Source organism: Streptomyces sp. NBC_00457, from assembly GCF_036014015.1.
Lineage (GTDB): Bacteria > Actinomycetota > Actinomycetes > Streptomycetales > Streptomycetaceae > Streptomyces.
The window spans coordinates 8,090,170-8,116,994 of sequence record NZ_CP107905.1; the positions used below are offsets into that span (position 1 = coordinate 8,090,170).

26 protein-coding genes and 1 pseudogene are annotated in these 26,825 nt (G+C 69.8%); 19 read left to right on the forward strand and 8 right to left on the reverse strand.

Translation table 11 applies throughout. The features are described 5' to 3' along the window. Window positions 1–924 precede the first annotated feature (924 nt). Window positions 925–1,242: a DUF6083 domain-containing protein gene (locus tag OG828_RS36945; protein ID WP_328503620.1), complete on the forward strand. Its 318-nt coding sequence runs from the start codon at window positions 925–927 to the stop codon at window positions 1,240–1,242. 86 nt (window positions 1,243–1,328) lie between these two features. Here the strand turns inward: OG828_RS36945 and OG828_RS36950 are convergent, their stop codons facing one another. Together OG828_RS36950 and OG828_RS36955 are read right to left on the reverse strand one after the other, a co-directional pair. Next, window positions 1,329–5,894, reverse strand: coding sequence for an NACHT and WD repeat domain-containing protein (locus OG828_RS36950; protein WP_328503621.1), 4,566 nt, complete (start codon window positions 5,892–5,894; stop codon window positions 1,329–1,331). After that, on the reverse strand, window positions 5,891–6,745 hold the full coding sequence (locus tag OG828_RS36955) for a hypothetical protein (RefSeq protein ID WP_328503622.1): 855 nt from the start codon (window positions 6,743–6,745) through the stop codon (window positions 5,891–5,893). The genes OG828_RS36950 and OG828_RS36955 overlap by 4 nt, the downstream gene beginning before the upstream one ends. Window positions 6,746–7,074: 329 nt before the next feature. Here OG828_RS36955 and OG828_RS36960 point away from each other — a divergent pair, with 329 nt between their 5' ends. From OG828_RS36960 to OG828_RS49680, 15 genes and pseudogenes are all read left to right on the forward strand, one after another. Then, complete coding sequence (locus tag OG828_RS36960) at window positions 7,075–7,431, forward strand: ASCH domain-containing protein (protein ID WP_328503623.1); 357 nt, start codon at window positions 7,075–7,077, stop codon at window positions 7,429–7,431. A 171-nt stretch (window positions 7,432–7,602) separates the two neighbouring features. Then, window positions 7,603–7,824, forward strand: a complete 222-nt coding sequence (locus OG828_RS36965) for a helix-turn-helix domain-containing protein (protein ID WP_328503624.1) — start codon at window positions 7,603–7,605, stop codon at window positions 7,822–7,824. Window positions 7,825–7,950: 126 nt separating this feature from the next. Further along, the gene (locus tag OG828_RS36970; RefSeq protein WP_328503625.1) at window positions 7,951–8,334 is read left to right on the forward strand and encodes a hypothetical protein; all 384 of its coding nucleotides are present in this window, start codon (window positions 7,951–7,953) and stop codon (window positions 8,332–8,334) included. After that, window positions 8,331–8,801 (forward strand): hypothetical protein, encoded by a 471-nt coding sequence (locus tag OG828_RS36975; protein WP_328503626.1) that lies wholly within the window; start codon window positions 8,331–8,333, stop codon window positions 8,799–8,801. The genes OG828_RS36970 and OG828_RS36975 overlap by 4 nt, the downstream gene beginning before the upstream one ends. A 174-nt stretch (window positions 8,802–8,975) precedes the next feature. After that, complete coding sequence (locus OG828_RS36980) at window positions 8,976–9,374, forward strand: hypothetical protein (RefSeq protein WP_328503627.1); 399 nt, start codon at window positions 8,976–8,978, stop codon at window positions 9,372–9,374. A gap of 200 nt (window positions 9,375–9,574) precedes the next feature. Next, entirely contained in the window at window positions 9,575–10,108 is a 534-nt protein-coding gene (locus tag OG828_RS36985) for a helix-turn-helix domain-containing protein (RefSeq protein ID WP_328503628.1), read from the forward strand. A 484-nt stretch (window positions 10,109–10,592) separates the two neighbouring features. Continuing rightward, window positions 10,593–10,799 (forward strand): hypothetical protein, encoded by a 207-nt coding sequence (locus tag OG828_RS36990; protein WP_328503629.1) that lies wholly within the window; start codon window positions 10,593–10,595, stop codon window positions 10,797–10,799. A 668-nt stretch (window positions 10,800–11,467) separates the two neighbouring features. Continuing rightward, on the forward strand, window positions 11,468–12,148 hold the full coding sequence (locus OG828_RS36995; protein WP_328503630.1) for a hypothetical protein: 681 nt from the start codon (window positions 11,468–11,470) through the stop codon (window positions 12,146–12,148). Next, window positions 12,145–13,275: a hypothetical protein gene (locus OG828_RS37000; protein WP_328503631.1), complete on the forward strand. Its 1,131-nt coding sequence runs from the start codon at window positions 12,145–12,147 to the stop codon at window positions 13,273–13,275. The genes OG828_RS36995 and OG828_RS37000 overlap by 4 nt, the downstream gene beginning before the upstream one ends. A 444-nt stretch (window positions 13,276–13,719) precedes the next feature. Next, a complete protein-coding gene (locus OG828_RS37005; protein WP_328503632.1) occupies window positions 13,720–14,250 on the forward strand; it encodes a hypothetical protein in 531 nt (176 codons plus the stop codon). A gap of 70 nt (window positions 14,251–14,320) precedes the next feature. Further along, window positions 14,321–14,521 (forward strand): hypothetical protein, encoded by a 201-nt coding sequence (locus tag OG828_RS37010; RefSeq protein ID WP_328503633.1) that lies wholly within the window; start codon window positions 14,321–14,323, stop codon window positions 14,519–14,521. A gap of 55 nt (window positions 14,522–14,576) precedes the next feature. Next, window positions 14,577–14,888, forward strand: coding sequence for a hypothetical protein (locus OG828_RS37015; protein ID WP_328503634.1), 312 nt, complete (start codon window positions 14,577–14,579; stop codon window positions 14,886–14,888). A 202-nt stretch (window positions 14,889–15,090) separates the two neighbouring features. Continuing rightward, window positions 15,091–16,188: a tyrosine-type recombinase/integrase gene (locus OG828_RS37020; RefSeq protein WP_328503635.1), complete on the forward strand. Its 1,098-nt coding sequence runs from the start codon at window positions 15,091–15,093 to the stop codon at window positions 16,186–16,188. Between the two features lie 29 nt (window positions 16,189–16,217). Continuing rightward, entirely contained in the window at window positions 16,218–16,883 is a 666-nt protein-coding gene (locus OG828_RS37025) for a hypothetical protein (protein WP_328503636.1), read from the forward strand. A gap of 270 nt (window positions 16,884–17,153) precedes the next feature. Then, a pseudogene (locus OG828_RS49680) lies at window positions 17,154–17,381 on the forward strand (competence protein CoiA family protein); the annotation flags it as partial. A gap of 42 nt (window positions 17,382–17,423) precedes the next feature. Here the strand turns inward: OG828_RS49680 and OG828_RS37030 are convergent. Then, entirely contained in the window at window positions 17,424–17,561 is a 138-nt protein-coding gene (locus OG828_RS37030) for a hypothetical protein (RefSeq protein WP_328503637.1), read from the reverse strand. 43 nt (window positions 17,562–17,604) lie between these two features. On the opposite strand from OG828_RS37030, the gene OG828_RS37035 reads away from it, so the two are divergent. Then, complete coding sequence (locus tag OG828_RS37035; protein ID WP_328503638.1) at window positions 17,605–18,108, forward strand: hypothetical protein; 504 nt, start codon at window positions 17,605–17,607, stop codon at window positions 18,106–18,108. Between the two features lie 21 nt (window positions 18,109–18,129). Here OG828_RS37035 and OG828_RS37040 read toward each other — a convergent pair whose 3' ends face one another. Next, window positions 18,130–18,399: a hypothetical protein gene (locus OG828_RS37040; protein WP_328503639.1), complete on the reverse strand. Its 270-nt coding sequence runs from the start codon at window positions 18,397–18,399 to the stop codon at window positions 18,130–18,132. Between the two features lie 192 nt (window positions 18,400–18,591). On the opposite strand from OG828_RS37040, the gene OG828_RS37045 reads away from it, so the two are divergent. Next, window positions 18,592–19,218, forward strand: a complete 627-nt coding sequence (locus OG828_RS37045; RefSeq protein ID WP_328503640.1) for a hypothetical protein — start codon at window positions 18,592–18,594, stop codon at window positions 19,216–19,218. A gap of 750 nt (window positions 19,219–19,968) precedes the next feature. On the opposite strand, the gene OG828_RS37050 is transcribed toward OG828_RS37045, so the two are convergent. Then, window positions 19,969–20,622, reverse strand: a complete 654-nt coding sequence (locus OG828_RS37050; protein WP_328503641.1) for an MBL fold metallo-hydrolase — start codon at window positions 20,620–20,622, stop codon at window positions 19,969–19,971. A 44-nt stretch (window positions 20,623–20,666) separates the two neighbouring features. Continuing rightward, complete coding sequence (locus OG828_RS37055; protein WP_328503642.1) at window positions 20,667–21,353, reverse strand: maleylpyruvate isomerase family mycothiol-dependent enzyme; 687 nt, start codon at window positions 21,351–21,353, stop codon at window positions 20,667–20,669. A gap of 224 nt (window positions 21,354–21,577) precedes the next feature. Here OG828_RS37055 and uvrA point away from each other — a divergent pair, with 224 nt between their 5' ends. Further along, complete coding sequence (uvrA, locus tag OG828_RS37060) at window positions 21,578–24,607, forward strand: excinuclease ABC subunit UvrA (protein WP_328503643.1); 3,030 nt, start codon at window positions 21,578–21,580, stop codon at window positions 24,605–24,607. A gap of 56 nt (window positions 24,608–24,663) precedes the next feature. Here the strand turns inward: uvrA and OG828_RS37065 are convergent, their stop codons facing one another. Further along, window positions 24,664–25,575: a carbohydrate kinase family protein gene (locus OG828_RS37065; protein WP_328503644.1), complete on the reverse strand. Its 912-nt coding sequence runs from the start codon at window positions 25,573–25,575 to the stop codon at window positions 24,664–24,666. Further along, window positions 25,556–26,623: a LacI family DNA-binding transcriptional regulator gene (locus tag OG828_RS37070; protein WP_328503645.1), complete on the reverse strand. Its 1,068-nt coding sequence runs from the start codon at window positions 26,621–26,623 to the stop codon at window positions 25,556–25,558. Before OG828_RS37070 ends, OG828_RS37065 begins: the two co-directional genes overlap by 20 nt. Window positions 26,624–26,825: the final 202 nt, after the last annotated feature.

Genomic DNA, 26,825 nt, shown 5'->3' on the forward strand with positions numbered 1-26,825 from the left:
CGCACCAATCTAACTAGTACTCCGGCAGCGTTTCGCTATCTGGCCTGGTCCGAGGCGTCGCTGGGAGTGCAATGGCCAGGCGGCGGGCCGGTAGCAAACTCGGTAGAAGACCCCTCCAACGAGGCCGTCGGGGCACTGGCTGAGGCCCAGTACGGGCAGGGCCCGAACATGAGCGACGACACGGCGGACGCAACGCACAATTTCACCTGGCGCCACGAGCGGGCCGGCAGTATCTCCCCGCCACGGTCTGTCTGTTGGGCATCGACGTGCTGTGCCGCTGGGCGGGTTCGCGTCGGACGCGCATCCGTGACCGGCGGCAGCACTATGCGGAAGGCCGCCCCTTGTCCCGGACCGGTGGTCATTTCGACCCGTCCATGGTGGGCGGTGTGACCAGGGACTGGACGATGGAAGGGCCGAGACCCGCCCCAGCGCCACGGGCGCGGGGAGCAGGAACTGTCGGCGCGGTAGAAGCGTTCGAAGGAACACACAGCGTCGATCAAGGGCTCGGCATCTCCGCCCTCAAGGACTGGAAGCGCACCGAACGTAACATCGCTGCCTTCGTCGCAAGTTGCCGGAAGTCCCTGCATGAGCTTGCCCCCGTGGAGCAGCGAAGCAGGCTGTGAGGCCACGGCGACCTCCTGCAAACCCATGACGGGGACAGGCAGACAGTTGTTCGCGCCCTCTTCCAACTGCAGCGCCAAGAAGTGCACTTGGAACCAGCACTGCTGGCCAGCCACTCGGATCACCTGATCCGCCTTCTGGCGGCAGGCCTGTGGTGCGAGGCCAAGAATGCCGACCCCGTCACTGGGGAGGTTCTCGCCCGAGACCGGAACGCACTGGTACGTCAGTACATGGCCCTGCATGCCGACGGGGCTCACTTCCAGGAGCTTCTGAGAAAGGATCCCCGACGGTCTGTTCGCTCGCGTGTGCCCCTTCACCAGAGCTGAGCGGCTCATCGCTCCCCGACTCGGATCTCATCCGCGTCAACGGCCGCACGTCAAAGTAGTCGCCTGGCGGGAGTTCTCGCCACCACCGGCACGACCATGGTCGTCGTCACCCAAACGGCAGCCCCGCGAGCACCCACCCCGCAGGTCCTTGCGGGTCGACCCGACGGGGGTCAGCCGGCTGCTGCGCTGCGGCCAGACCGCGTCCTGCCACGAGTGCGGCAATCCGGTCGAGTGGTACGTGCGCAGTGACGAGCGCCAGGTGCGGCTGCATCCACACGAGATGCCCTCTCAGTAGTAGTGGTGCCCCCTTGGCTCAATCAACAGACCTGCTTGTAGGGCCCGTACTCGCGCCCTACGTATTACGAGTTGCCCCTGCTTGGCTCACAGCTTGACCGAAATCGCACCCGCGCCCGCCGGTCCGCCGAAGGCGAGCAGCGGATCCGAGAGCTGCGGATCGCCCTCGGTGGGCAGGGCGCAGAGCGACGTCAGAGCAGCGCCAGTGACGACACGCGCCAGCTCATCGCCCGTGCGGGGATCCCACACGCGCACGGTGGTGTCCTGTTGGCCTGCCGTGGCAAGTAGGCATGGTGCGGTGGGTGAAGCTTGGAAGCTAGTAATGGCGGTGACCGGGCCCTGATGGCCGTGCAGTACGGGGTACGCCTCCCGCCTCGGTGCCTCCGGGGACCAGAGGCGGACGGTGCCGTCGGAGCCTCCGGTGGCGAGGAGGATAGAACCGTCCTCCGCCGTCCATGTAGTCAGGCAACCGACGACGCCGATACGCCGAGGGAGCAGTGGTGCGGATGGCTGCTCGGGACGGCAGAACCGTACGGCGGCAGCGGCTGAGAAGGCCACCATCACGCCATCCGGGTGTGGCAGAGCCGCCAGGGCGCGGACCGCTCCTCTTTCATGGATGACAGACCACGGCTCGCGGGTGTCCAAGTCGTGGAAGGTCACGGTGCCTGAACTGGTACCGCTGGCCAGGAACACCTGGTCCGTGCCATCTGCCCGGAACGTGGCCAGGGCACGTGTCCGGGTCAGCCTATGTATCGGCATGAGCCGCTCCATCGCCTCGATCGGATCATGCATGCGAAACCAGCCGTTTTCCTGGTCCCAACGGAAGATGTCGCCACGGAACGTGCCCGCAATCACTGATACCGACCCATTGGGCCACAGGTGGCTGGTGATAGCGGTCAGCCCCTCGGGGGCCACCTCTTCGGGCAGACTGAACTGCTGCAGTACTTCTCCGGTGGCGGCTGCGGTGACGTTGAGGAAGCGAATGGAGATCGGTCTCAGAAGGCGGGTCGCCCCTCCCGGCGCGGGCAGCGGGGCCAGGAGTGAACCGTCACTCGGCTCTTCCCAGCGTGTAGCTCGGAGTGATGCGGGGGCGGAAGGGTCCCAGATCCGCACGGTGTGATCGTCGGATCCGGACACCAGCAGCGGTGGCCTCCCTCCCGTGTCGAGGATGGCCAGGCCCTTGACCCTCTTGTCGTGGTCGGCTGCGAACTCGCTCACCGCCGCCCCAGTTTCTGGATCCCAGAGGCGTACAGGCCCGCCCCGGCTGGGGCCTAGAGCAAGCAGCATTCCTCTGCGGGGATCGGGGCCGACGGGGTACAAGCAGATGGCCACGGCAGACTCGCGGATGACAGGTGCGGTCTCCTCGCCTGTCCACGCGTCGTAGTTGCGCACGGACCCCGTGGACCGTGAAGCCGCGGCCATCCGCGGCCTGCCGTCAGGGTCGAGGTACAGGGCGAGCGCCGAGACCCCTCGTCCTTGGCCCGCGACCTGAATGACCGGCCGGAGCGACTCGGCATCGAGAATCTCGACCGTGCTGCCCTCTCCGCCGACGGCGAGCAGGGGCTGGCCGGTGGGCAGCCGCAGCGCCGCAAGGGCCTTGACCGAATCGCCCCACATGGTTGCCCGGGGTGTTCTGGAAAGCACCTGCCGGACGAGAGGATCGCAGATCACTAGGCCCTCGGTGGTGCCCAGCGCCAGCCGGGCACTGCCGCCCGCTGTGGCGAAGACGGCCAGGGCGTGCACAGGGACCGAAACGGGGAGGTGGTCGATCCGGCCGCTCTGCGGATCGTAGAGCCACGCGCCGTTGTTGCAGCCGACCGCAAGGAGGGGTTCTCCCTGGTGGCCAGCCAGCACAGCCAGGGCACGTGCGTATGGAGCGCGGCGTACGGGCAGCCCGAAGTCGGTGCCGGAGAGCGGGTCCCACAGGCGGACCTCGCCACTGGTGTCTCCGGCCGCCACGAGGAGGGTGCCGTCGGGCAGAGTGAAGGACACGAGGGAGGAGACTGGCGCATGGGAGCGACCCAGCAGGTTTCCGGCCAGCCGCAATTCGTTCCACTGCGGGGCGAGACGCGGCTGTGTAGGTGCCTCATCGTGCTCGCTGCGGGTGGTCGGCCCCGCTTCGTCCACCGTCACGTCCTGCGCGCTGAATGCGATGCCGTCGTAGTCGCTGGCCATTCCGAAGGCGGCCAGGGCCAGGCTGTCGGCGCGTGCCGAGTGCAGGGCATCGGCGAGGAACGGCTCGATACGTGCCCAGGAGGCCAAGTGCAGCGTCCGGGACGTCGGGTTCGAAGGGAGCCCGAGAGCGCCCCGTACGGTGCCGCTGGTCTCCCAGGGCAGGAAGTGCGTCGGAACGTGACCGCCGTCGAGGGCCTTGGCGGCTGTGGAGTGGGCCACTAGGTGGCGCCGCAGATAGGGGTGCGGTGCCTGATGGTGGCTCGCGCGGGGAATCAGCCGCTCGAACGCCTCGACCAGTGACCGGTGAGTAGCCGTGATCTCCTCGTCCGAGAGTCTCTCCCGCCCGCCTGTTTTCGGGGCGCCGACGAGGGTGTGCGGGGCGTACCGGAGTGTTTCGCTGATCCGCTCGTGCACCGGCCGGTATACCGTCCTGCCGTCCTCGATGGCGGTGATGAGGTAGCCGGAGAGGCGGCTGTCCCAGACTTTGCGGATGACGTCGTCTGGGTCGGTGACGGGGGACGGTGACAGGCACTCTACGGCGGTTGGCCAGATATCAGCCCATGGCAGGCCAGCTCCGTGCGCGAATGCGGTGGCGCGCAGTGCGGACATGAGTTGCTCAGTGGCCGTGGAGTGTGTGTCGGCGACCTCAAGGAGGTCTTCCCGCAGGAGGGCTTCGGTGCCCTGCCGCAGGGTCTGGAGCCATTCAGGGTCCTCCGGATCGGGCAGGGTGCGCCGTGCCCGGAGCCGCTGGGCAGCGATGCGGGCGTCCAGGAAGGAAGGGGCCACCTCCCGGGCCATTGTCTCGGCCAGTTCTCCGTAGCGGTCCAGCAGCGACGCCGACGGAACCTCTCCACCTTCCTGGTCCCCGAATGGTGCCTCCAGCAACGCGAAGGCGTACGCGGCAATGTCCGGCGTGGCGTCAGGATCGTCCGTACGAAGTGGGGGACCGGCGGCAGTGGCCCGGATCAGCAGGTCGAGGAGGTCCGGGGCCTGCGGGCGGACGGTCGGAGCGCCGCCTTGGGCCGACGTACCGAACGAGCTACTGCGGATGCCGAGCAGCAGCCGGACGGCAGGCCGTTCGTCTGGCATCCGCAGATCCGCCAGCGGCCGCAAAAGGTCGGTGATGGTGCGCGTCGGGTTCCTGGCTTCATCAATGCCGTCTACCACGAGGGTCAGCGGCTCGCCCTGCTGCCGAGCCGTGCTCTGCACCAGGCTCCGCAGCCGAGCGAGATGTCCGCTCTCGTAGCCACCGGCCCCGAACGGGACTGCCCGGCCCGGGGCGTCGCCGAGCGCCTCGCAGAGCACCCGGGCGAGCTCGTCCGGGTCGGTGTTGCGGGCGAGAACGGCAGCGTCCACGGAGCCTTCCGGGACCTGAAGTTCCTCCGGTATCTCGGCGACCAGCGCGCGGTACGTCTCGTCGGCTCGGAAGCGGGTGTCGCTGAGGGTCACCGTACGGGCCAGGAGGGCGGATTTTCCGGAGCCGGCGACCCCGGTAACGATCAGTACGCCTTCGGCGCCGGTCAAGAAGGAGAGGATGCGCTTGACCAGCTTGGTGCGGCCGGTGAAGTACCAGCTGGGACTCTCCTGTTCGGAGGCGCCGGTGGCACGCGAGACCCAGAATGTGTCGAGCTGGGCCTGTGTCCACCCGACTTGGCGGGAGGAAGCCCTCAGCACCGGTTCGCTCCCCGTGTGGCCGGGGTTGGGGAGGCAGGGGCTCAGCCGTTCCTGTGCCCTCTCCATGCTCGCCGACGGTGTGGGCCAGGCGTACGTGAGGTCGGCCATGGTGCTCTCGTCGAACACCTCGTTGACGATGCCCTTCCAGTCCTGCCAGCTGAGGTGCGGCTCGGCGAAGCCGTTGGTCTTGTCCTCGCAGTGTGCGCGCACGGCTCGCAGGATGTTGGCGAAGGCGTTCGTGCGGGGCGTGCTCTGGTCGTTCCCGGCGACGAGGACGACCAGCGAGCCGAGGGCGCGGCGCTCCTGCCGTAGGCCGTTCAGCATGGTCTTGAGCTCGGTCTCGAGCCGACCGGAGAAGCATGAGTCCACCATCACCAGGACGTGCGTGGCGTGGGAGTCCAGCACGGTGGTGATGATCTCGGCGGTCGGGAACGCGGTGGCGTACGGCCTTTCCACGTACGTGTCCCGCAACTGAAGGAAATGCTGGGGGGAGTTAGTCGGGGCCAAACCGTGCCCGGTGATGTAGACGACGAGGGCTTCGTCGTCGTCCGCATTCCCGAGGTCTTCCTCTATGAGGAAGGTGCGCAGATCGCGCAGATCGTGGAGCTGCTTAGCTTCGGAGGGCTCGAAACGGCGCGCGTTGTCGAGAGAGGGGTGTGCCCACCAGTCCTTCACCGTCGTCACCTGCGCGGTGATTTCCTTGCTGAACGCCTGCTGCTTGGCTGCAGATCCGTCGTCGTAATCCGAGATCGCGATGACGACGAGGCGGCGGGCGAAGGTATCCGGGGCTGGCGCGCGTGTCACGGTTGACCGCCCGTCATGGCGCGGGCAACCGGCACACTGCGGAGATACCTCAGGGCGCTGTGCGGGTCACCGATGCCGTTGTTCACCTGGGCTTCGGTGAGCTTCCGCGCGCCGGCGGAAAGGCTTGCGCCTCCGGTGATGAAGTCGTTGGGGTCGAAGACATTAACCCACCTGATGTTCGAGTCGAGCTGGAGGGGCGTGCCGTCGGTGATTCCCATAAGCCGCCGCACGGCGGGAATGCCCAACGGCGATCCGCAGGTCACCAGCGTGTGCAGGGCAGAGCCGGGCGTGTCGGCAGCACTGACCTCCTTGCGGCGGAGCAGATCGTAGGCGATGACGCTGCCGAGCGAATGGCCGATGACCACGGCGGTATCCAGCGTGAACCCGTCCCGGACGAATGCCCGCACCTCGGCAGCTAAGGCCGGCTTGGTGAGGTAATAGCGCACCTCCCGCATGCGCCGGACGAAGAACTGCACGCCACCACCCGGATAACGGCGGTCATAGGCCATCGCCAGCCGGGTCAACCGCGGTGACCACAGCTTGGGCAGTCCCAGGGTTGCCATGGGTTGGGTCTCGGCGAAGGCTACGTCCTCGGGCCGTACAAGGTCGGCGAAGGCCTCGGCGACGAACTCTTCTTCCGTTAGCTCCATCGGCACGGACTCGCCGAAGAGGTCGTCCTCGGGGCCAAGACAGTCCGTTCCCCTCGCCAGGAGCGCCGTCCAGTGCGGCACTTCGAGGGACGTCCCACAGGCTGCTACGTCGGGCAGCGAGTCGATGCCGCGCTGGAGCGCCCGGCCCCAGTCGGCGGTCAGCTGATGCTGGGAGGTTTTCGACTGCCCGATTCCGTGCACGCCGACGACCGGTATTGTCTGCACGCCTTACCCCGCCTCGCTCACCGTGTGCCTGCCTTCAAGCCCCGGATATGCTTTTGTCCCCTCCGGGCTGAAGACCATTGTGCTGCATGTGGTGTGGGCACAGGGGCGGTTCAAGGCCGGAGGTCACGTCCGCTGGAGTGGTATACCGACGGCCACTCAGTGATCTCTTTTTTTGAGGCTGTGCGGTGCGTTCGGTGGGCAGGTCGGCTCCGTAGTTCTCTGACTCGATCGAGTGGAAGCGGGCCTTGGCCAGCATCAAGCGCCATGATCTGCACCACAGATCGAAGGGTAGGGAGCCCGACTACATGAGTCGCACCACCTCAGCCCGCGTCATCGAGCTGAACCTGTACCCCCAGTACTTCGACCTCGTGGCCGCCGGCCGCAAGACCCGGGAAGTCCGGGTGAAGTACCCGAAGTTCGACGGCCTGACGGCCGGTGACCTGATCCGGTTCGCCGTGAAGGACACCGACCGGTCATGCCTGACGCGGGTAACGCGGGTCGCCGAATACGCCTCGTTCGAGGAACTCCTGGACGCCGAAGGGCCCTCCCAGGTGAACCCCGACGCGACCCGTGAGGAGCAACTGGCCAACATCCGTCGCATCTACCCGCCGGAAAAGGAACGGCTGGGGTGCCTGGCCATCGGTATCGAGCTGGTCAACTGACCCCAGAGAACGAGGCCCCCGGCCGCCCCTCCACGCGAGGGAGCGGCCGGGGGCCTTTTTCGTGCGTCTGCGCACGTCGCCGCGTTGTGGCACACTTCCCCGCTGCTTCGGTCCGTTGCACTTCATTGCGGTCCGTTGCGGTACGTCATTGACCGACCGAAGGAGGCCCGTATGGGCACCGCCGACGACGGCCCGGAGTGGCTGACCCGGGCACAGTTCGCCGCCGCCCTCCAGGTCCACGTGGGCACCGTCTCCCGCTGGATCGCCGCCGACCCGGACATGCGCGTGAAGCGCCTGGGCCCGAACGGGCACCGCGTCCGTATCCACCGCTCCGAGCTGGAGCGCCGCCGCTCCGAGACGTCCCCAATTGGGGACACCACGGCGACCGTCTGACCGTCGCCGAACGCGCCTGCGTGGTTATGGGCCCGGGCGCGCTGCACAACCCCGAGGCCGGCCACCGCGCCGCCTCGCACGTCGCTGGTTGAGGGCCGGACGAAACCCACGAGCACGGAGGCGCCCATGCCTGCCGTCGACCTCATCCCCCGACAGTCCGCCGGTCCCGTCCCGGCCACCTACCTCGGGCTCCTCGCCCGCGAGTGGGAGGCCACCATGCCGCCCGTCCTGATCCGCTCCCGGTTCCTCGGGCTGCTGTACGTCCTCCACGACCGCGCCGACGAGATCGGGCACGTCCGCCCGCGCCACGGCGGCGACGTCGTCCAGGACCTCGCCCGGGGCGCCTGCCTCAGCACGGAGGACGCGGTGCGGTACCTCGCCGCAGCCATGGCGGCCGGGGTCGTCGAACGGCAGAGCACGGACGTCTACGCCCTCCGCCCGGCCGCCGTCCCCGACTGGTCCGCGGCCGTCGACCACATCACCGCCACCCGAGAGAGGACCGCCCCGTGAAGGCCACCAGGTCCACAGCCGCCGCCCGCATCGCCGGGACCCGCCGCCCCGAGCACAATCACTGCTGGCTCTGCGGCCTGCCCGGCCTCCCGCCGCCGCACGGCAACCTGCGCTCCGACGTCCACGTGAGCGCCCACCCGTGCCCGCGCTGCTGGAACGCCCAACCGCGCGGCCGCAACGCCAGGTGCCGCGCCGCCTCCGCCCTGTACGTCGCCCTCGCCCTGCCCCGCGCCTGGCACGACACCGGCTTTCGCACGGGGTGGCTGGAGGAGGTCTCCCGCCGCCACGGCGTCACGGCCTGGTACGACGCACCGAAGGACACCCCACCACCGTCCGAGCCGTTCGTATGGATCCCCCCGGACGTCCTGGAGGCCGCGGCCGCCGACCTCGCCCGCCTGGAGGAGGAGTTCGAGCGGTCCCGCATCGCGCCCTCCGCCCGCCCCACGGGAAAGGCTGGCGCCCGGTGACCCCGCCCCGCTCCTGGCCCCACGACGAGCTACGAAAGGTAGCCAAAACGCTGACATTCGTTGCACTCCGAGCGGCCTGACCGTCCTGTACCGCTACACATCCGCGCAGGTCACGGCCCGTGCACGCGTATACACCCCTGACACCGACCGTCAGACCCGACCGGAGGCCACGCCATGGCGTCCAAGCCACTGACCACCCGCGTCTCCCCGGCCGTCCACGAGGCCCTGACCTCACTCGCCGCCCGCCGCCGCACGTCCCTCGCCGCGACGGCCGCCGATCTGCTGAGCGCCGCCGTGGCCGACGAGGACGGCACACCGCCACCGCCTGACGGCGAGATGACCGCCGCCGTGCTGCGCGCCCTGGGCGACGTCACCGTGCCCGCCGCCGTGATGTACCGGGAGATCGCCCTACAGATGGCCCGATGCATCGAACGCGACCGGCACGGCGCCCCGGGCGCAGCACGACGGCTCATGGAGGCCGCCGACAAGGCACTCCAGATCCAGAACCGGGCCGACCAGCCAACCGACCCCACCATGAGCGCCCTCCTGGGCGGCCTCTTCGCGGGCCTGTAGAGGCGGCCGGGAAGCCCTTCCCGGGCACTCCCGGCCCCTTTACACCCCGGCCGCCGAAGGCTGACCCGGCCGTCCCGCCCGAGGAGCGCCGGGCCCGCCGCGAGCGCTGGTACGCAGAGGTCTACTGGCCGTGGAAGGTCACCGTCGCCGAGGAGATCCGCCGCGCACCCCTCGCCGCGGCCGACCTGTTCGAGCGCCTGGTGCCCGAGCACGAGCGGCCCCGGGCCGTGTTCGCCGCCATCCTGGACGGCCGCCCCACCCGCGAGGCCCTGGACGCGATGGAGCGCCAGGAGGAGGCAGACCGGGAACACCTGCGCACGGTCGCCGTCCTGGCGGCCGCCGGCCTCCCGTACCGGCACATCGCCCGCGCTTACCGGGTGTCGCCGTCGACCGTGTGGCGCTGGGCGCAGCGCGGCACGGCGCTATGGCACCAGGAGAACGACCCGGAGGGCCTGGCGGCAGCTCTCGCCGCGCTCCCGCCCCTGGACGACCTCAAGGCCCGCACAGCCGCTCCACGGCCCCCACAGCGCCCGGCACCGGCCCCACCGCCCGAGGACCCTGACGAGGCGTTCACCGCGTGGGCACGGGCCCGGTTCGGCATCGCCCCGGAGGACCTGGCGGAGCTGGAGGCCGCCGGAACCGACTGGGCGGACCTGGACGCCCTGAACGAGGCCGACGCCGACCAGCTCGCCGCGCTCCTGGACGACCTCGCCGACGAGGAACCCGCCGCCTGACGCGCCGCGCCAGAACACCCGCCGCGCGGGCGAGGGGTTGAACCGGGTCACGCGAGGGTTGAACCTCCGGGCCCCGCGTACCCGCGCCCGTGCGCGTGGACCTGCGCAAGTAGCGCAACAACCCGGCGATCCGTCCCGGTTCGGCACGGTCCGCAACGGCGACCACCGGGAGTGGTTCCGGTGGATCTGGTTGCCCTTGATCTAGTTCCGTTGCGGTCTACCCGCAGTCCGGACTTGCGGTAGAGCGCAACTCCGGACTAACGCTCCACCGTCACTCGCGGCTGCGGCCCCGGGCGCCGGCGCCTCGCCCGGGCCGTACGTGAACCGGTTGACGTACGGCGGCCGCCGATGACGTACGCGACCGTCCCGGCCGGGACGAACTAGGCCCAGTTCGCACTATCTCGCTGAGGCTTCCTGTGGTCTTGGCTCCGAGCGCCCCTCAAGGGGTGAGGCGGGAAGTGCCCGCCCGATCGGAGGTCCTGACGTGAAGGTGCGATTCCTGGGCGGCCCCCTGGCCGGACGCGTGCTGTCGACGTCCCCGGAGCCGTGGCCCGGCGGCTGGCTCACGGCAGACGGCGTTCACTGGGCGCTGTACCGCCCCGTCCACCGGGACCCGGTGAGCGGGATCGTCCTCGCCGAGGTTCAGGAGACGGGGCGGCCAACGCCCGGTCGGGGCCCCATCGACGGGTGAACGTGTCCCCGGTCAGTCGTCCAAGGGGCCGGTGTTTGGCGGCCTTGACCAGAAGGTCACTCGTCAGGGACGCCACCAGGCGGCCCACATTGCCGTGTGTGCCCGGTTCCAGCTCTCGGACGCGTTAGGACGGGCGGGCCGTCCTCACCCCACTCCACGGCGTACACCAGGGCGGGGCGGCCGTCGCGCAGCCGACCCCGGGCGCCGGGGGCGTAGCCGCCGTGCTGGTCGACCAGGCGGGCCACGGCGTGCCGCTCCTCCACCTCCCGCCAGGACGAGTTATGAGTTCGTGGCGGGCGCCCGCCATGCGATAACGGGATTGCGGGAAATACCGGGTGTTGTCATGGTAATGACCCCTAGTATGTCGCCGAGGGGGGCCCATGGCTGAACGGCGTTTGACGCACGCGGTGTTCGGAACGCTGGGGGCGGTCCTGCTCGCGGTCGGCGGGTACGCGCTTGTGGACGCGTCCGGAGGTGTTCCCGAGTCGTCGGGCGGGTCCTCGCCGAGGCAGGGGGAGCGGGACGACGGGTCCAGCGGCGGGTCGTCCGGGACGTCGGGGTCGTCGGGGTCGTCGGGGTCGTCGGGGTCGTCGGGATCCTCCGGGACGTCGGGGTCGTCCGGCGGGAAGCCGGGGGGCGGGACGCCTCCGGGACCGACGGTGGACGACATGTTCCCGCAGAATAAGAACAACGGTGTGTTCGACAGCCCGGAGGGCGGCTGCGGGGTCCTAGTCAACAACTCCCCGGCCCCCCTGCGGGTCGAGTCCTTCAGCGTCGTCCGCGGCGAGGGCGTGTCGGTCGAATCCGGCTGCGGGGGCGAGATCTTTGCACCCGGGTCCTGGGGCGTCGACCTGAACCTCATCGAGGGCCTCGTTCCCCCCTGCCAGCCGGGGACGACCGTGCTGCAGCCCAAACAGGGCCCGCCCCGCCAGGCCTGCGTCTTCTACGTGCACCGCGAGGCCGGCCACGACGCGGGGACGGCCACCGTCGGAGCACGGGTCAGTGTGGTCGACTGTGGTGCGCACGAGGTCAGACCGTGCGAGGGGATGTGGACGCGGGTGTACGGCTTCATGTCCTCGCAACCGACGGGGACGTCGGAGGGGCAGAGTGAGGGACAGACGAGCGAGGGTCAGACCACGGACGGGCAGACCACGGAGGGGCAGACGAGCGAGGGCCAGACGAGCGAGGGTCAGACCACGGAGGGGCAGAGCGAGGGCCAGACGACTGACGGCACGGGCGAGGTCGGTGGCGGCGAAATCGGTGGGGGCGAGATCGCGGGCACGGAGACGACGGGATCGCAGACGGAGGGCACCGGAACGGACGACGCAATGGATACGGGCACACCGTGAGCCGAACCACCCCGGACCCCTCCAACCCCGCACCCATCCCAACCCCGGTCCCAGCCCCCCGCCCGGCCACCCCGGCACCGGACCCCGTACCAAGCCCTGACCCGGCCACCCGGCCGCCCCCCGATCCAGGCCCAGACCGTGAGCCTCAGCCCGTACCCGACCCGGCGCCAACGCCCGACCCCGCCGGAAGCCCCCCGCTGGGCGACCTCTGGTCGCGGCTGACCGCCCTCGCCAACGTCGTCGCGCCCACCACGGTCGTGACCGCGCTGCTCTTCTACTTCGGCTACGTCGCAACCAACGCCCGCTTTCGCTCCTTCGGCGTCTCCCTCGACCTCGTCGACCTGTCGCTCCAGGACCTGCTGCTGTACGGCGTCGAGGCCCTCGTACCGCCGCTGATCTTCATCGCCCTGGCCAGCCTGCTCGTCGTCGCCGCCCGCACCGGCCTGCGGTGGCTGATGGCCGCCCCCCGCCGCGACGCGATCAGCGGCTGGACAGGCGTGCTCATGGCCCTCGCCGGCCTGCTGGCGCTCCTGCGCGGCGTCATGGGCCTGCTGGTGCCCGGCGTTGCCCGCAACGAGGCCATCGCCACCACCCCCGCCTCGCTGGCCGGCGGCGCCGTGCTGCTGGCCTGCGGGCTGCACGTGCTGCGGGTTGTGGCGGTCCGCTGGGACCGGGCCCGCCCCGCCGCCGAGGGCACCCGCCCCGGCGAGCTCGCCGACTGGCTGGAGTCGCCCGCCCTCGCCCGGACCCTGCGCTACGGCCTGGCCTGGGTCGCCGTCCTCCTCGTGGCCGGCGCCTTCTGGGCCGTCAACAGCTTCGCCGCCTCGTACGGCCGGGCCCGCGCCCTCGACGACGCCGCGGCGCTTCCGGACCGCCCCGCCGTCGTCCTCTACACGAAGGAGCCGCTGAACGATCTCCCGCCCGGCGTACGGCAGTCGGTCCTGCCGGGCGCGGACGGCAAGGCGGCGTTCCGCTACCGTTGTACGGGCCTACGCCTGCTCGTCGAGTCCGGCTCGCGCCTGTTCCTGGTCCCCGCGGACTGGGACCCCGATACGGCCCGGACCCTTGTCGTGCCGTACGACGACACGGTCCGCATGCAGGTGCAGCCCCCACCGCAGGTGCGGTGAGGGCTGCCGTACCGCCCGCGTCAGTCCGCGATGTCCGCGACCCCCTCCACCGACTGCGGCGGCCGGGTCCCCGACCCTACGTCCCGGGGTTGATACTGGTGGCCTCGCCTATTCAACTGTGAGGACGACCACCGGGCGCTCTGCGTCGCCTTCCGAGGCCTCTCCACCCGTTCCCCGAGGCCGCGGTAGGGGGGCCAGAATCTCAGTCATGTCAGAGACCTTCTGGACCGCCGTCGGCTCGATCGGCACGACGCTCGCCCTGGGCTTCGTCGGGTGGCAGGCGTACCTCACCCGCGAATCGCTCAGGGTCAGCCAGCTCATGACGGCGGACGCGATCCGCAGTCGGCTCGACTCCCAGGCCCCGGGCGTCACCCTCAAGCTGACCGCCCGCCCTGGGAGCCGCTGGCGTGGAACAACACCGGGATGCCGTGCAGCACCTGGCCAGTGGGGCACACATGGCACTTCCCCGCGCAGCAGGAAGGCTCCAACCGTCTCGTGCTTCAGCAGGTCCTGGTGCTGGAGAACCTCAGCGACCGGCGGGTGCAGGTCCGGTGCGGCGGCGACCTGGTGGTGGCCAGCGAGGAGAACAGGCCCACGGCCGCCGGGGTGTTCCTCCTGGAGCCGGGCGAGACGAGCCCGGAGGTCTACCTCCAGCGTGACTTCACCATCAAGGAACTCGCGGAGAACTTCACGGCGAAGCAGGCCGGCCACGAGCTGCCTCACCAGGTGCGCGGCAGCGTGACCGTGGAGGACGACCGCGACAACGGCAGCACGGACCGGTGGGACCTGGTGCTGACTGGCTGCCCGGTCGAGCCTGTTCCGGACCACGAGGGCCTGTGGAGGGTCGCGCCCTGGCACCTGACCGAGGGCTCAGGCCTGCGGACGCTGGACTACAGCCTGCTGCCGCCGCGTCAGCGTATCCACTGGGTGTCGCGCGCCCGGGGCGTCCAGCTCCCGGCCCCGGACGGTTCGTAGCGGCTTCTTGTCCTCGGGCCCGAGCCACGAACTGCCACAAGGCGTCCGGTGTGTCGGCTTAGATGTGACCATGGCTGAGCAGTCCGTCGCATTGATCAGCGCTGCCAGTGCGCTGGCAGGCGTGGTCCTCACGGGGGGCTTTGCCTTGCTCAAGGGGCGCCAGGAGCGCTTAGACAAGCAAGCAGACCGGGACGTGCAACGCCGAGTGATGCATCGCGAGTCACGACGTGAGGTCTACGGCCAGTTCATCAGCCGGTACCAACGAAGCTGATCGAAAGCTCCGGGCCACGGGCCAGCTCACACCCCCTGCGTCAGCAGACGCACCGGTGGCCGACAAAATCGCTGAGGCCGAGGAGTCGGTCATTGCCTTGTACGAAGCAGCCGCTGCCGTGTCGCTGGAAGGCCCGGAATCGGTGAGCAGCGCCGCCGACGAGCTGGCGGAGGCTTGCTGGTCCCTGCTGCAGGTCGTCACTGCCCTCTATGCGGATCCTGCCGGGGCCCACACGCAGCTGTGGGCTCTGGACTCGCCCCGCAGGGACGAAGCTCGCACCGACGTCATACGCGCCAAGCAATCCTTTGCACGGCAGGCCAGAAGCGTGCTTGGGGGCGACTTTCCCGGCTTCGGACACGAGCAATGAGGTCAGTGGCTGAGCCCCGTGCCGTCGTCGCCGTCCCGGCGTGGGCGGGTGCGGCTCGGAGTCGGGCCGACGCATGCGGCTGCTCCCACCGTAGCGACCCGGGGGGATGTTGCGGTCCGCTTCGGTCTGTTGTCGTCCGTTGCGGTCTGACGTCGGATAACCTCTCCTTATCCGACGTCAGAAACCGCAGGAGGAAAGCCCGTTGACCACCGCCACCGAGCACCTGTCAGGAGAGGCCGGCGCGGTTCTCGTTCCGGCCGCGTCCGAGGGGCGGCCCGCCCTCGTCGTCCAGTGGGCGCAGCGCCACGGCGTGGAGGTCGCCCAGCGCCTCGCCGACGCCGAGGACTTCGCCGACGAGGTCCAGCGGCGGCTGCGCCCAGCGAACACGACGGAGACCTACTCGAAGTCGTGGAAGGTCTGGACGCGGTTCTGCGCCGCGCAGCAGCTCCCTGAGCTGGAGGCCACGCGCGGTGCCCTGGTGGCGTTCGTGATGTGGATGCTGGACCGGGGCCAGACGAACGGGAAGGGCTACGCCTCGTCGTCGGCCGGGACGATCCTCGCCGGGGCTGTCGTGGAGCTGCGCCGCCGTGGCGCGGAGGTGAGCAGGGACGACCAGGCGCAGGCCCGCGGGACGTTGGAGGCTGCCTCCGTCGAACTCCTCAAGGCCGGGGAGCGACGCGGCCGGGGCCAGGCGGCGGCTGCCGAAGTCCCGGACATGTACCGGGTGGTGCGGGCCTGCCCCGACACCCTCGCCGGGGCCCGGGACAAGGCGCTCATCCTGACCGGCTTCCACTACGCCTCGCGCGCCCAGGACCCCGCCGGCCTCCTCGCCGGGGACGTCGCCCTCACGCCGCGCGGCCTGGTCGTATCCGTGCTCACCGGCAAGACCAAGCACAGCGTCCGTGACGCGAAGATCAACTATCAGGACGACCCGGAGGTCTGCCCCGTGGAGGCGTGGAAGGCGTACCGGCGCCGCCTCGCCGCCGAGGCCGAGCCGCGCTGGTCCGAGCCGACCGCGCCCGCGTTCGTCGGTGTCGACCGGCACGGCAACGTCACCGGCGGCATGGTCCCCGACTCCGTCACCCGGGCCGTGAAGCGGATCAGCGTCCGCGCGGGTGTCGCTCTAGCGTGGACCGGCCACAGCCTCCGCATCGGCCTGGCCACGACCGCCCGCAAGAAGGGGAAGGACGCCGTGGCGATCGCCGACCAGGGCGGATGGGCCCGGCACTCTCGCTCCATGAACGGCTACTTCCAGCGGGTCGACGGCTGGGAGGACAACGCGACCGCCGGCCTCACCTGACATCGCCAGACCAGCCAGGAGGAGACCCCGTGGGGCGCACCATCCATGAGGACATCGCCGAGGATGAGTTGGCCGACATGCTGGCCGACGCCGACAAGGCGAAGCACCTGCACGCCGTGGCCGCCCGGCTGCGTGAGGGACGCTTTCCTGACTGGCTCGCCGCCATGGTCGGGCAGACGCCGTCGCAACCGGGGTCCTGGCCGCCGCACCAGGTCGCCGCGTTCGCGAGCGTCCTGACGAGGCTCGCCTTCGGCCGGGTCGCCCGCCGCCGTATCCGGCTCGGGGCGTCTCCCGGAGCGGACGCCGACCGCACTGGCAACGCCGCTCGCCTCCAGGGCCTCCCGGCGCCGTTCGTGGCCCACCTCAGCATGACCCAACACGGGGCTGACTGTGACGGCCTGCTGGAGTGGACAGAGCCTGTCGTGACGTGGCGCAGCACGGCCACGCCCGTCCTGGGGGCGCACGTGCTCCACGGGGCCATTCAGGCGCCGTTCGAGGTACGCCCGTCCTCAGTACCGCTGGAGGTCGGATACACCCTGCCAAGCCGCACCTTCGCGCACCTGCTCACGGAGGGCGCCGTGGCCCGCTGGCCGTACGACGACGAGGTGCACCTCCTGGTAGATCTGGAGCGGGCCGGGCTGTTCATGGGAGCGCGTCCGCTCCCCGCTGACGTGGAGCCGGTGAGGATGCTGTGACCGGCCCGGGGGAAGCGCGCAGCCGGGCCGTACCGGCTGGAGGCAGCCGTGAGCTTCACTGCCGTTCACCCGGACCGGGGTCGTCTGGACGCCTCTCTGCCGGATCTTGGCTGCGGCTGGCAGTGGGAAGCGGTCCACCGGGTACGGCCGCCGGCCCCGCTGGCCTGCCCGGAGTGCGGCCACGGGATGCACGCCAAGGTGTCGAGCCTGGGACTGCGATTCTTCGCCCATGCGCCGGGGGCTCCGACCTGCACGCTGGCGGAGGAGTCCATGGCCCACCACCTGCTCAAACTGGAGCTTGCCCAGGCAGCCCGCGCGGCCGGGTGGATGGCCGAGCTAGAGGTGAGCGGGCCAGACGGCAGTTGGCGGGCGGACGTCCTCACCTCCACGGCCAGCGGCCGCCGGATCGCCCTGGAGGCGCAGTTGGCAAGCATCACCATTGCCGACATCCGCGACCGCACGGTGCGGATGAGCTCTTACGGAGTCCGTTCCTGCTGGTTCAGCGACCGCGGCCGCATCCCCTGGCTAGGCGCCGTGCCCTCAGTACGGTTGGCCCGGCAGGGTGACGACCTGGTCGCCGTCGAACCCATGGCCCGGTTCGACGACGCCTACTGGACCCCCGAGCCGTCCCATGCCGCTCACCGAGTTCGTGGGCAGGCTCCTTACCTCGCGGGTCATCTCGCATACTCCACGCACGCCACAGCGGCACGTGGCCCGGTCCGTGGCGCGGCTTTGGGCCCACCCCAGATGCGTTCTGGCGGAAGCCAAGAAGCTGGGGGCCGAGGAAAGACAGCAGCGTGCGGTGCGGGAGGAGCAGGAGCGTGCCGAGCGACGCGGTTACGCCCGACAGGAGGCGGCGCTCGCCGAACGTAGGGCCCGCACTGACCCCGACCGGGGGGCCCTGGCCTGGCACTCCGCGCGGCTGCCTGGGATAGACCAGGCCATTGCCCAGGTCGCCGCAAGGTATCTCGGGCGCATGCGCGTGACCGTCGGCTGGAGCGTAGGAGACAGCCGGTACGCCTGCGGGGTCCCGCTCGTCAACGAGAACGGGACCCTCCTCGGTGTCTTCGATCCGCTCCCGCAGGCCGGCCCTTGCCCCGCGTTCCTCCTTGACGTCGACCTGCCGCTGCTTTTCCCGACGGAGGAACGGCGCGAACACTTCGAGCAGTACAGGGCGATCAGTGAGCGGGTCCGGGCGGCCAACCAATCCCCCGACCTTGAGTAAGGGGAGCGCGGCCGGCGGGGTCTACAACGACCGGAGCACGTCGGCGCAGTCGCGGCACTCCCAGTCGCTCATGTTGGGCGGTAGCCACGGCGCGCTCGGGCCCGAAGGCTGGTAGTTCACCCGCTCCATGTCCAGGGTCGGCTTCCCGCAGAACGTCCGGTCGTCCGGGTCTCCCGAGACATCCGAGTCGGCCGGCGCCGCGTGTACCGCCTTGATGAACGAGACCGCAGTGCCTGGGCCGAAGTCCTGTGACATTTCTTTGCGCAGCTCGCGCAGCACGACGATCGTCATGTGGCCACCTTCGGCTCTGTCTGTCACGGCCGCATCCCGGGCCGCCGCAAGTCGGGGTGTCGGGAAGACCACGTCACCAGCCGCAAACGACGGCAATCAGTGCCTGGTCTTGCGGCTGGTAGTTCAAACGCGCGTGATGCGACCAGACCGACAAAAGCGGCAGACAGTACCTGACCGCCTTAGCCTGCGATCATGGGTACCGAGCCGGACGTGGCCGCGCGCCTGGCCGCCATCCGCCGGATGCAGCGCCGGGCGGAGCGCGCCTCCCGGCGTGCCTACCTGGCGCTCGGCATGACCGATCCGCCGCCCCTGACGATGTGGCGCCGGATCGCCGTCGTCTATTGGAAATGGGTGCGCTGGCCCTTCTTCGTTTGGTTCCGCCACCGAGGGGTTTGGCTCTTCGTTGCGCTGGGGGCTATGTACGTGACGGTCACTGTTGTTCTTGGCTTCCGTTGGGTCCTGGCCGCTCGATTCATGCTCGGGTATGCGGATCCGTTCGCTCCCAAAGGCGATCTACATCTACGACCTGTTCAACAGTTCATGGCGATCGTTCTCCGTTTCGCTGGCTGGCTCGCGGTTCCGGCGGCGGTGGGTTCGGCGGCCGGACTTCTCGCTGCGGAGCAGAAAAGGCTGCTGTACACCCGTGACCCAGAGTCAACGCCTACCCGGTCGAGGACTTCCCGGTTCCTCCTGTGGATCTTCGCGGTGATCACTTGGCCGATCAAGTGGGTGGTCTGGCCGTTCGTCTGGCCGTTCGTTTACCCGTTCGTCTACTTGTTCAGATGCCTTGGCCGGAGGGTGGGTGGTCAGTCCGGATGAGCAGCCTCTTTGATCCCCGGCCGGAGACACCCGCTGACCTGAGAATGTGCATCCGCTTTCGAGACCTTCACGCGGGGAGACCTGGTCGTGCGGAGAACCACTACAGCCGGATTGAGGGCTGGGTCTCGCAGTTTCCGCATGTGCACGGTCAACCGGAGTCTGCGGTGCGGCGTGCTGCGCTGGAGTTCATGAAGAGAACGATCTTCGGTAATCCGGCGGGGGTGTGCAAGTTCTGTCGCCGGTAAGCGGAAGCAGTATGGTGGCGGCATGGGCCATGGCCGTGCACTGAGCTACTCAGAAGTTTCTTCGACGGAAGAAGCGGACCTCGTCAAGGATGTGCTTAACGACGCTCACAGCATGGAGCTCTTTTCCGGGTCGCTACCCGGGGCTTCCGCGGAGGAGGTAGAAGCGGCAGTCAGGGCGTGGGCGCATGGCTACCTCCAGAGGCAATCCGCTGCCGTAGCTCAAGGCCGGCAGCCGCGGGAACTGGGTAGGGCCGTGACAGCGGAGGCTTCAAGCGTGCGGCCACGCAAGAGCGATGCCCCTCGTTGACTCTGTCCTGGCCGACCGCGTATTCGGCTGGTGACACGGTTCTTACCGGCACCCCACCTCCGGCGGTCTGCTGCTGGCGTCGGCGACGGAGTTCTGGACGCCACCGTCCGTGGGGCATGACGCTCCCCGAGCGCCGACGGACTGAACGCGCGACCGCCCCCGCTTCGGTTAGAAACGGGGGCGGTCATCGTTGGGCGGTTACCAGCCTCGTGCGCGCCACTCCGCGAGGAAAGGCCGCTCCGTGCCGATGGTGGTGTCGTTGCCGTGACCGGGGTAGATCCACGTCTCGTCGGGCAGTACGTCGAATAGCCTGGTCTCCAGGCCGCCCATCAGGGAGTTGAACTCCTCCGGACGTGTTGTCCGGCCAGGACCGCCCGGGAACAGGCAGTCGCCGGTGAAGACGTGGGGATGTCCGTGCGGGTCGTCGTAGACGAGGGCGATGGAGCCCGGCGTGTGCCCGACCAGGTGGCGCGCGGTGAGTTCCACGTGTCCCACCCGGATGGTGTCGCCGTCGTCGACCAGGACGTCGGTCGGCACGGGGATGCCGTCTGCGTCGTCCCGGCCGGCGTAGGTGCGGGCGCCGGTGGCCGCGACGACCTCGGCGAGCGCCTGCCAGTGGTCCCCGTGCTGATGCGTGGTGACGACGGACGCGATGCCGTCGTCACCGATCATGCCGATCAGCGTCTCCGCGTCGTTGGCGGCGTCGATCAGCAGCTGCTCGTCCGTGGCCCGGCAGCGCAGCAGATAGCAGTTGTTGTCCATCGGACCGACCGCGATCTTGGTGATCATCAGGTCCTTCAGCTCGTGCACGTCCGCCGGGCCGCCGGCCGTCACCTCTCCGCTGTACGTCATGGCGGCAGCCTATAGCGGGGAGGTGCCCGAGAACCGATCGCGCCCTACAGCGGGGGCAGTGCGGGCAGCGGACCGCCGCCCGCGGTCAGCCCGGAGCCGTCCCGGCGCCCGGCGAGCCAGCCGAGCAGGTCGGGCCGGCTCCCTGTCACGGTGACGTCCGGTGCATCGGCCTCCCGGCCCGTGCTCCACGTGCGCGTGCCGTTCGTGAGACGGGTGGGCGGCACGTCGGCGTGGCCCGTGAACCGTGCCGCGAGAAAGTCGATCTCCCGCTCGACGAACTCCTCCGACAGATCCTCCAGCTCGTACCCGATCCCGAGGTCCACATGGTGCAGCTCCACCTCGACCCACCGCCTGAACGGCACCCGGGACGCCGAGTCGGTCACTCCGCCCCGCAGCTCCACCGTGCGCGACCAGTCCGCGGGTACGGCCCCCGCCTCCTGGAAGCGGGCGGCGCTGTCCCGCACATCGGCGAGCTGGACGTCGAGGGGGCGCGGGGCGTCCCGCTCGATGTCGGCGTCCCGGGCCTCGGCGGAGACGTACATGGGCCGGCCCTGGAACACGTTCACGAGGGCGTCCGCATTGCGGGCGAGGTGGGCGAGGACATGGCCACGGGTCCAGCCGGGGAGCCGTGACGGCTCGGTCACCGCCGCGTCGTCCAGCTTCACGGCTGCGCTGAGCAGCCGCTCCGTCGCGTCACGTACAGACACCAGGTCACGAGCGTGATCAATCATGGTGCTGACCCTAGCCTCGCCACACCTTTGGGTGAAGGTGGTGAACGTGTGCCGTAAATCGAAAGCCCGTGCTATATCGTCGGGAGCGGCGTCGGGCATGCTGGATGGCCCGGGATTGTTATGCCTTCGAGAATCCGACCCGGCGTTGTCAGTGGCTCCCCCTAGTCTGAGAAAGCACGGGGGCCTCGCCCCTGTCACTTCTCTCAAGAAAGGTGCGGACCGGCGTGGCCGACCGTCTCATCGTCCGTGGCGCGCGCGAGCACAATCTCAAGAATGTCTCGCTCGACCTGCCGCGCGACTCGCTCATCGTCTTCACGGGCCTGTCGGGGTCGGGCAAGTCCTCGCTGGCCTTCGACACCATTTTCGCGGAGGGCCAGCGGCGGTATGTGGAGTCGCTGTCCTCGTACGCCCGCCAGTTCCTCGGACAGATGGACAAGCCGGACGTCGACTTCATCGAGGGCCTGTCCCCGGCTGTCTCGATCGACCAGAAGTCGACCTCGCGCAACCCGCGCTCCACGGTCGGCACCATCACCGAGGTCTACGACTATCTGCGCCTGCTCTTCGCCCGCATCGGCAAGCCGCACTGCCCCGAGTGCGGCCGCCCGATCACGCGGCAGTCGCCGCAGGCCATCGTCGACAAGGTCCTGGAGCTGCCGGAGGGGAGCCGCTTCCAGGTGCTGTCGCCGCTGGTGCGTGAGCGCAAGGGCGAGTTCGTCGACCTCTTCGCCGATCTCCAGACCAAGGGCTACTCCCGCGCGCGGGTGGACGGCGAGACCATCCAGCTCTCCAACCCGCCCACGCTGAAGAAGCAGGAGAAGCACACCATCGAGGTGGTCGTCGACCGCCTCACGGTGAAGGACTCCGCCAAGCGCCGTCTCACCGACTCCGTCGAGACTGCGCTCGGCCTCTCCGGCGGCATGGTCGTACTCGACTTCGTCGACCTCCCCGAGGACGACCCCGAGCGCGAGCGCATGTACTCGGAGCACCTGTACTGCGCGTACGACGACCTGTCCTTCGAGGAGCTGGAGCCCCGCTCCTTCTCCTTCAACTCGCCCTTCGGCGCCTGCCCCGAGTGCACCGGCATCGGTACGCGCATGGAGGTCGACCCCGAGCTGATCGTCCCGGACGAGGACAAGTCCCTCGACGAGGGCGCCATCCACCCCTGGTCGCACGGCCACACCAAGGACTACTTCGGCCGCCTGATCGGCGCCCTCGCGGATGCGTTGGGATTCCGGACGGACATCCCCTTCGCAGGGCTCCCGCAGCGCGCCAGGAAGGCGCTGCTGTACGGCCACAAGACCCAGATCGAGGTCCGGTACCGAAACAGGTACGGCCGCGAGCGCGTCTACACGACCCCCTTCGAAGGTGCCGTCCCCTTCGTCAAGCGCCGGCACAGCGAGGCCGAGAGCGACGCCAGCCGTGAGCGCTTCGAGGGCTATATGCGCGAGGTGCCCTGCCCCACCTGTGAGGGCACGCGCCTGAAGCCGATCGTCCTCGCGGTCACGATCATGGAGAAGTCGATCGCGGAGGTCTCCGCGATGTCCATCAGTGACTGCGCCGACTTCCTGGGCGAGCTGAAGCTCAGCGCCCGCGACAAGAAGATCGCCGAGCGCGTGCTGAAGGAGGTCAACGAGCGGCTGCGGTTCCTGGTCGACGTCGGCCTGGACTACCTCTCGCTGAACCGCGCGGCCGGCACGCTCTCCGGCGGTGAGGCCCAGCGCATCCGCCTGGCCACCCAGATCGGCTCCGGTCTCGTCGGTGTCCTGTACGTCCTCGACGAGCCGTCCATCGGCCTGCACCAGCGCGACAACCACCGGCTCATCGAGACCCTCGTCCGGCTGCGCGACATGGGCAACACGCTCATCGTCGTGGAGCACGACGAGGACACCATCAAGGTTGCCGACTGGATCGTCGACATCGGCCCCGGCGCCGGTGAGCACGGCGGCAAGGTCGTGCACAGCGGTTCCCTGGAGGAGCTGCTCGACAACGCCGAGTCGCAGACCGGGCAGTACCTGTCCGGCAAGAAGTCCATCCCGCTGCCCGACATCCGGCGCCCGCACGACCCGACGCGCCGGCTCACGGTGCACGGCGCCCGCGAGAACAACCTCCAGGACATCGACGTCTCGTTCCCCCTCGGCGTGTTCACCGCCGTCACGGGCGTGTCCGGCTCCGGCAAATCGACGCTGGTCAACGACATCCTGTACACGCACCTGGCCCGCGAACTCAACGGCGCCCGCAGCGTTCCCGGGCGGCACACGCGCGTGGACGGTGACGACCTCGTCGACAAGGTCGTCCACGTCGACCAGTCGCCCATCGGCCGCACCCCGCGGTCGAATCCGGCGACGTACACCGGCGTCTTCGACCACGTCCGCAAGCTGTTCGCCGAGACGACCGAGGCGAAGGTCCGCGGCTACATGCCCGGCCGCTTCTCGTTCAACGTGAAGGGCGGTCGCTGCGAGAACTGCGCGGGCGACGGCACGATCAAGATCGAGATGAACTTCCTCCCGGACGTGTACGTCCCGTGCGAGGTCTGCCACGGCGCCCGCTACAACCGGGAGACCCTGGAGGTCCACTACAAGGGCAAGTCCATCGCCGAGGTCCTGAACATGCCGATCGAGGAGGCCCTGCACTTCTTCGAGGCCGTCCCCGCGATCGCCCGCCACCTCAGGACGCTGCACGACGTCGGTCTCGGGTACGTCCGTCTCGGCCAGTCCGCGACCACCCTGTCCGGCGGTGAGGCCCAGCGCGTGAAGCTCGCCAGCGAGCTCCAGAAGCGTTCCACCGGACGCACGGTCTACGTCCTGGACGAGCCGACGACGGGTCTGCACTTCGAGGACATCAGCAAGCTGCTGACCGTGCTCGGCGGCCTGGTCGACAAGGGCAACACCGTCATCGTCATCGAGCACAACCTCGACGTGATCAAGACGGCCGACTGGGTCGTCGACATGGGCCCCGAGGGCGGCGCCGGCGGCGGTCTCGTCGTCGCCGAGGGCACGCCCGAGGAGGTCGCCGGGGTGCCCACCAGCCACACCGGCAAGTTCCTGCAGGAGATCCTCGGCGCCGACCGCATCAGCGACGCGGCCGACGTCACGGCTCCACGCAGAGCGGCGGCCCAGAAGACGGTCGCGGCCAAGTCGACCGCCAAGAAGACGGCCACGGTCAGGACCGCCAACAACACGGCGACCAAGAAGGCGGCCGGCGCCACCAAGAAGGCCGCGCCCGCGAAGAAGACGACTCGGGCCCGCAAGGCCTGAGCGGACTCACCGGTGCCGCCCGGCTCCCCGCCGGGCGGCACCGCACCGGAAGCCCGTTACAGATCACCCAGCTCAGAGGCGTACGGAGGCTCCGCCCCCGCCCGTGAGCAGGTGATCGCCGCCGCGCGCGCCGCGAACCGCAGCAGTCGGCTCCAGCCCTCGGCGCCCAGCTTCGTGAGCGCCTCCGGAGACAGGGCCTCCCATGCGGACAGGCCGTGCAACAGGGCCGCGTTCACGGTGTCGCCGGCGCCGATCGTGTCGACGACATCGACCACCTCGCCCGGCACGGAGTGCACCGCGCCGTCCCGGGTGAAGGCGGTCAGCCCGTCGCCGCCCTGCGTGATCACGACGGCCGAGGGCCCCGCGGCCAGCCACTCGCGCGGGGTGCCGCCCAGCCACAAGGCGTCCTCCTCGGAGAGCTTGAGCAGCGACACCGAAGGCAGCCAGCTCTTGAAGCGGGCGCGATAGGCGTCCGCATCCGGGATCAGTCCGGCGCGGATGTTCGGGTCGAGCGCGGTGAACACACCCTGCGCGGACGCGGTGCGCATCAGCTCCTCGTACGCGGTCGCGCCCGGCTCCAGGACGAGCGAGCAGGTGCCGAAGGACACCGCGCGGGCCGACTCGGGGAGCCGGTCGGGCACGGCGAAGAGGCGGTCGGCGGTGCCCTCGACGTAGAAGGAGTAGGCGGCCGAGCCGTTCCCGTCGATCGTGGCGACCGCGAGCGTGGTCGGTTCGGCGCCGCGCTGTACGGCCGACACGTCCACGTCCGCCTGCCGCAGCCCGTCGAGCAGCGCCTCGCCGAAGGCGTCGTACGACGTCCGGGAGCAGAAGGCGGTGGGGGAGCCGAGGCGGCCGAGGGCGACCGCCGTGTTGTAGGGGCCGCCGCCGAGCGCCGGCTGCAGGCCCGCGAGGGCGCCCCGGCCCTGCGGTACCAGGTCGATCAGGGCCTCACCGGCGACGACGATCACGAGACGTTCCTTTCTCGGGCGTGCGGGGCCGGCCGGGCTGCTCGGCGCAGCCGCACGAGGTGCGATGGACGAAGGTGCAGTCGAGCCGTACGGTCCGGGCGGGCCGGTCCGGCGAGGAGAGGCGGTCCAGCAGCACCCGGACCGCCTGGGCGCCGATCTCCCTGCTGGGCTGGGCGATCGCGGTGAGCCGGGGCGAGAACAGGTCCGCCCAGGCGAAGTCGTCGAAGCAGCACAGCGCGATGTCGTCGGGCACGGACCGGCCGTGGGCGCGCAGCGCGCGCAGGGCGCCGAGCGTCATCGTGTTGTTGGCGGTGACCAGCGCGCTGGGCGGTGCGCCGAGGGACAGCAGGGCGGCGGTGGCCCGCTCGGCGCCCGCCGACTCTGAGTCGCCGTGCACGACGAGACGTTCGTCGTACGGGAGCCCGGCGGCGGCGAGGCCGTGCCGGTAGCCGGTGATCCGCTCGGCGGTGGTGCTGAGCCCGGCCAGGCCCGCGACCAGGCCGATACGCCGGTGACCCAGCTCGGCGAGATGGCTGACCAACCGCGTCGTCGGTGCCGCGCTCTCGGCGCAGACCTGGTCGAAGCGCGACGCCCCGTCCGCGTCGACCACCCGGTCGAGAAGCACGGTGGGTACGGCGTGCCGGTCGAGGTACGCGAGGAGTTCCCGCGGGTCCGCGGAGGGGGCGACGATCATGCCGTCCACGCGTCGCTCGTGCAGGAGTTGGACGACCTTGCGCTCGTGCTCGGGGTCGTCGTGCGGGTCGGCGATGAGCAGGCTGTAGCCGTGTTCCAGGGCGCAGGCCTCGACACCCTGGAGGATCTCCGTGAAGTACGGGTTGCTGATCGCCGACACCGCCAGCCCGATCGAGCGGGTGCGGGACGTGACCAGTGAGCGGGCGAGGGTGTTCGGCGTGTAGCCGAGCTCCTCCATGGCGTCCAGGACTGCCTGACGGGTGTGGGGCAGCACCGGCCGCGTGTCGTTCAGCACGTGCGAGACGGTCGCCACGGATACGCCGGCGCTCCGTGCGACATCGGCCATGGTCGGCACGTCCCGTTCCCCTTCCCGGGCCGGCGTGGGCCCTCCGACCGGGAAGGTATCCCATCCGACGGCGGACGTAAACGCTTGCGCAAACGTTTACGAGCAACCGAACAACAGCCCACCCGGACCGAGTCTCGCCCCCGACCGAATCCCGCCCCCAGCACACCCGCCCCCAGCACACCCGCCCCCAGCACACCCGCCCCGAGCGCGG